The sequence below is a fragment of the Streptomyces sp. NPDC058620 genome, assembly GCF_042717135.1.
GTDB lineage: Bacteria > Actinomycetota > Actinomycetes > Streptomycetales > Streptomycetaceae > Streptomyces.
On sequence record NZ_JBHXQO010000120.1, the window covers coordinates 1 to 5,027 of the forward strand.

Annotated in this window: 5 protein-coding genes; 2 read left to right on the forward strand and 3 right to left on the reverse strand. The window is 69.9% G+C overall.

Annotated elements, in window-relative coordinates:
• Nucleotides 1–149: 149 nt before the first annotated feature.
• From ACFWSK_RS37335 to ACFWSK_RS37345, 3 genes are all read right to left on the reverse strand, one after another.
• Nucleotides 150–449 (reverse strand): phosphopantetheine-binding protein, encoded by a 300-nt coding sequence (locus tag ACFWSK_RS37335; protein WP_383796525.1) that lies wholly within the window; start codon nt 447–449, stop codon nt 150–152.
• Nucleotides 450–492: 43 nt separating this feature from the next.
• A complete protein-coding gene (locus tag ACFWSK_RS37340) occupies nt 493–1,875 on the reverse strand; it encodes a condensation domain-containing protein (protein ID WP_383796528.1) in 1,383 nt (460 codons plus the stop codon).
• Between the two features lie 70 nt (nt 1,876–1,945).
• Nucleotides 1,946–3,274: an MFS transporter gene (locus ACFWSK_RS37345; protein WP_383796530.1), complete on the reverse strand. Its 1,329-nt coding sequence runs from the start codon at nt 3,272–3,274 to the stop codon at nt 1,946–1,948.
• 224 nt (nt 3,275–3,498) lie between these two features.
• Here ACFWSK_RS37345 and ACFWSK_RS37350 point away from each other — a divergent pair, with 224 nt between their 5' ends.
• Both ACFWSK_RS37350 and ACFWSK_RS37355 read left to right on the forward strand, forming a co-directional pair.
• Nucleotides 3,499–3,921, forward strand: coding sequence for an SgcJ/EcaC family oxidoreductase (locus ACFWSK_RS37350; protein WP_383796533.1), 423 nt, complete (start codon nt 3,499–3,501; stop codon nt 3,919–3,921).
• Between the two features lie 222 nt (nt 3,922–4,143).
• A complete protein-coding gene (locus tag ACFWSK_RS37355) occupies nt 4,144–4,980 on the forward strand; it encodes an alpha/beta fold hydrolase (RefSeq protein ID WP_383796535.1) in 837 nt (278 codons plus the stop codon).
• Nucleotides 4,981–5,027: the final 47 nt, after the last annotated feature.

The following is a 5,027-nucleotide window of genomic DNA, read 5'->3' on the forward strand; positions in this document are numbered from 1 at the left end:
ACCCCCTTCTCGTATTCCGTTTTTTGGTCTTGTGTGGGGGGGGGTTTTTTTTTTAAATTCGACGGCGTGGGGGGGTCCCCCCGATGTGGGTGAACCGCCTCAGCCGTGTCGTGCCGGGCGCGCGCGGGGAGGCGGCGCCCGGCACAGTCTCACCCCGCCCGGGAACCGTCCGTGCCCGCAGCTTCGGCCGTCCGGACGACCGCCGCGATGAAGGTCGGCAGATCAGGGTCGTCGAAGAGGATGCCGACATCGATCCAGATGTCCAGCTCCTCCTGGATACGTGTGGCGATGCGCACGGCGGAGACCGACTGGCCGCCGAGCTCGATGAACGTCGCGCCCTCCGCACCGGGAGCGCCGTCCCTGGCCGGAGCGCCGAGAACGCCCGTCCAGATCCGGGTGACCTGTTCCTCCAGAGAGGATCCGGCCGCTGTGTCAGGAATGGTTGCCACTGGCTTTCCCTTCCTCGGGAAGATTGCCGCTGTCGGGCGGACGTCAGGGGTTGAGGGGGGCATCCGGCTGCGCGACCGACTTCTCCAGCAGGTCGAGAAAGTCAGCCAGGAAGGCCGCCATCGTCTCCTCCTTGAAGCGGTTGGTGTTGTATCCGAGACTTCCCGCCATGGAACCCGAGGGGTCGACGTGGATCGACCACAGCACCCCGTCGGGAATGTCCGAACCCTCCGACTGCGACAGCTGCCGCTCCCAGATCTTCGAGTACGTCAGGTCCCCGGCATGCTCGCTCCCGTTGGACGCCGGCGCGTGCACGGCCTGGAAGACCGAGATCTGGTGATCGTCGGAGGCCGCCGTCGCCATCAGCTCGGGGACCTGCGGTATCAGCTGCGCGAACGGCAGCTCGTGGGTGAACGCCTGGCCGCAGGTGGTACGGGTGCGCAGCACCACGTCGCGGAAGGACGCACAGCCGGCGAGGTCGGTACGCAGCGGCAGGAAGTTGATGAAGGAGCCCACGGTGTCCTCGAACCGCGAGTTGTTCCGGCCTCCGGAGAAGGTCGGAACGGTGATGTCCAGCTCGCCCGTCCTGCGGTGCAGCAGCACCTGGTAGGCGGCGAACATCGTCATGAACGGCGAGCACTTGGCCGCCCGCGAGAACTCCAGGACCGCATCGGCCAGCTCCCCGCGCACAGCGAACCGCTGCCACGCGGTGCCCTTGGGCAGACCCGCCGAGCGCGGCATGTCCGTCCGGAGACCGGTGATCCGCGCCCCCTCCAGGCGGGTACGCCAGAAGTCCTTCGACACCGCGGCCCGCGGCGCCTCGGCCGCCGTGCGCTCCCAACGCGCGAACTCCGCGTGCTGCGTCGCCTCGGGCAGTTCGGGAACCGGGTTACCCCGCCGGGCGGCGTACAGGGTGAGGAGGTCGCGCGCGATGACGTGCATGGCCCAGGCGTCCGCCGCCGTGTGGTGGGCGATGAGCGCCAGCACCGAGTCCTTCTGGTCGAAGCGGCCCAGTACGGCCCGCAGCAGCGGCAGTTCCCGCACGTTCAGCCCGGTGGACTCGACCTCGTTGAGCAGCTCCTCACCGCGCCGCGCCCGCTCGGACTCCTCGACTGCACCGAGGTCGCGCACCTCCAGCTGCGCGGGCCCCGCGGGCAGGACCACCGGCCGGTGCGTTCCGCCCTCGCGGACCAGGGAGGTGCGCAGTGCCTCGTGGCGCACGACGACGTCGTGCAGCGCCTCACGCAAGGTCTCCTCGTCGACCTCACCGGTGAGCCGCCAGGCCCCGACGATGTGGTACATCGGACCGAACGGGCCCACGTCCACACCCTCGTTCCCGCTGTCGAACATGCACAGGAACTCCTGGTGGAACGATAGCGGCGGCGCCGCACCGTCCTGGGGCTGCTCGATGGTGTCGGACGTCGTCATGGTGTCAACCTCTCATCGGGAACGTCGCCGGCGCTCGTTGCCGGACGGAGTGACGGAGTCGCGCGGCTGGTCACCCGACGGTGCGGGCGACGGCGGGTTCGGACACCGGGCCGCTGCCCGGGGCCGACAGATTGCGGCGGTACAAGCGGCGCTCCCACAGAGTGGCCGGCCAGGCGAGCAGGACCGCTCCCATCACGGCGGCGATGAACCAGCCGGAGGCGCCCCGCTCGTCGGAGTAGGCGGCCAGCAGCGGGCCCGCCCCGCCGAGGAGCGCGGTGGTCGAGGCGTGCGGCAGGCCGATGCCCAGGCCGCGTATCTGGGGCGGAAAGATTCTGGAGAGCATCTTGGGCAGCACCATCGTGACGCAGCCGAGGAAGATCACTCCGGTGCTGTAGGTGAACGCCAGGCTCGCGAACGAGTCCTGGACGGTGAGATAGGCGTACGAGCCCACGGCGGCGAAGACGACGCTGGACACGATGAGGAACCTCCCCGGGTCCACCCGGTCGGCGAGCAGCCCCAGCGGGACCTGGAGCACGATGACCGAGCCGGTCACGCAGACCACCACCCAGAACATCGTCTGCGAGCCGATCAGCCGGTGGCCCATCGCCGGAACCGCGGTCGACCACGTCCCGCCGATCACGCCCAGGCCGGCCACGAACATCACGGCCAGCAGCACCTGACGCCGGTGGGCGCCGATCAGCCGGCGCAGCGACCCGCGCCGGGCGCGGGGGCGCACCTCGCGCTGGAAGACCTCGGTCTCGGTAAGACGACGGCGCAGCACGAGCAGGACCACGCCGAAGACGCCGCCAAGGAGGAAGGGCACCCGCCAGCCCCAGGACTCCATCGTCGCGGTGCCGAGCCACGCTCCGAGCCCCGCGCCGAGCAGTGAGGCGACGAAGGGGCCCGCCATGGTCGTCACGGAGAACAGGCTGCTGTAGAGGCACCGGCGGTTCTTCGGCGCGATCTCCATCAGGTAGGTGGCGGCCGCCGTCCACTCCCCGCCCGAGGAAATGCCCTGGGCGAGCCGGGCCAGCAGCAGCACCAGCGGCGCGAGGATCCCGATGTGCTCGTAGGTCGGGACGATCGCGATCAGCGTCGAGCCGCCGGTCATCAGTCCAATCGCCAGCATCAGGGCGGGCCGTCGGCCGCGCCGGTCGGCGAGGCGGCCGAGCAGGATCCCGCCGATCGGCCGGAACAGCATGCCGGTACCGAAGACCGCGAACGCACCGAGCAGGGAAGTGAACGGATTGGACGACGGGAAGAACTGGGCCGCGAAGAGGGGCGCGAAGAGCCCGTAGGCCAGCCAGTCGAACGACTCCACGAAGTTTCCCACCACGGTCGCCACGACGGAGCGCCGGTGGGACGGTTCCAGCCGCACCGAACGATTGACAGCTGGCATGGAGCCTCCGTGCGTAAACGTGTGCGAAGTCCTTGACACGCAGATCGTCGCATCGGGTCCGGGGCCGCAGCTTCTTCCAGAATGCGCGACTTGTTCTGGCCATGAAGTGACTGAGGGGGGCGCAACGCAGGAGATGCCCGGGCCCGGGGCCTACTGCCAGCGTCAGGCCCAGGCAGGGCTGCCGGCCGTGCCGAATTCGCCATCCAACGGACGGGAACCGAGATATGACCAGCAGCAACTCGACCGCCTCCGCTCCGCCCGCGGCCCTGGCCGCAGTCGCCGCCCTGCCGGCGCGCATCGTGGCCGCGTGGGCGGCCCATGACGCCGACGCCTTCGCCGAGGTGTTCGCCGAGGACGGCACGATGATCCTTCCGGGCCTCTACCGCAAGGGACGTGAGAACATCCGCACGCACATGGGGGCCGCGTTCGCGGGCCCCTACAAGGGCACGCGCGTCATCGGCAGCCCCATCGACGCGCGCCTGCTCGGCGACGGGGTCGCCCTGCTGATCACCGAGGGCGGCATCCTGGCCCCCGGTGAGACCGAGGCGAGTGGCGACGGCGCCGTGCGGGCTTCCTGGCTGGCCGTCGAGCAGGACGGGCAGTGGCGCCTTGCCGCCTACCAGAACAGCCCCCGCGGGAACGGCTGACCGACCCCGCGCGGCCCGCGCGCCACCAGAGGCACTGCGCATTCCTGAAGATGCAGGCCAGGCCGGAAGCCGTGACAATGTCCGGAAGGTCCGGGCACGCCGTCGAGCAGCGGCCGGCGTGCCCAGTCCGGACCCCCGATTTCGGCAGGACCGATTACTTTTCCGCCGAACGCCGGTCTCCATTTCGGCAGCACGGCCCACAACGTGAATCTGAGGGAAAGTATGTCTTCAACCCGCGAGAAAGCAGCCAAGGTGGAATCGACGACGGTTTCGGCCGACGGCACCAGAATCGCCTTTGAGAAGTCGGGCGACGGGCCGGCGGTGATTCTGGTCGCCTCCGCTCTGGCCGACCGCTCCGACACCAAGAGGCTCGCGGGTCTTCTCGCCGAGCACTTCACGGTCATCAACTACGACCGCAGGGGCCGCGGCGCCAGCGCCGACAGCGCCGCGTACGCGGTGGAGCGCGAGATCGAGGACATCGCGGCGCTGATCGAGTACGCCGGCGGTTCGGCGTCCGTGTTCGGCAGCTCGTCCGGGGCGGTGCTCGCCCTGCGCGCCGCCGCCGCCGGCCTGAAGGTGGACAAGCTCGCGCTCTATGAGCCGCCGTTCTCCGTCACCAGCGACGGCTTCGGCCCGCCGGCCGGTTTCGCCGAGCAGATCGACGCACTCATCGCGCAGGACCGCCGCAGCGAGGCGGTCAAGACGTTCATGGTCAAGGCGCAGGGCATGCCCTCGTTCATGGTCGGCTCCATGCGGCTGATGCCCGGCGTCTGGTCCAGCCTCAAGGGCATGGCCCACACGCTCCCCTACGACATCGCGGTGATGGGCGACACCCAGCAGGGCAAGCCGCTCTCCCCCGAGCCGTGGTCGGCGACGTCCGCTCCGACCCTGGTGCTGACCGGTTCGAAGAGTCCTGACGGCTTCCAGCGCGCCGCGAAGGAGCTTGCCGGGGTGCTCCCCGACGCGAGTCACCGCACGCTGAACGGGCTCAACCACGGGGCCGTGGCCATGGCGCCCAAGAAGCTCGCCCCGGAGCTCATCGGGTTCCTGCGCGGCTGAGTCTTCTCCCCGACGACGGACTGCGGCCCCCCGGACATCTCGTCCGG

Coding starts and splice junctions, on each gene's coding strand:
- ACFWSK_RS37340 (WP_383796528.1), bottom strand. CDS start 1,875: ATGACGACGTCCGACACCATCGAGCAGCCCCAGGACGGTGCGGCGCCG.
- ACFWSK_RS37345 (WP_383796530.1), bottom strand. CDS start 3,274: ATGCCAGCTGTCAATCGTTCGGTGCGGCTGGAACCGTCCCACCGGCGC.
- ACFWSK_RS37350 (WP_383796533.1), top strand. CDS start 3,499: ATGACCAGCAGCAACTCGACCGCCTCCGCTCCGCCCGCGGCCCTGGCC.
- ACFWSK_RS37355 (WP_383796535.1), top strand. CDS start 4,144: ATGTCTTCAACCCGCGAGAAAGCAGCCAAGGTGGAATCGACGACGGTT.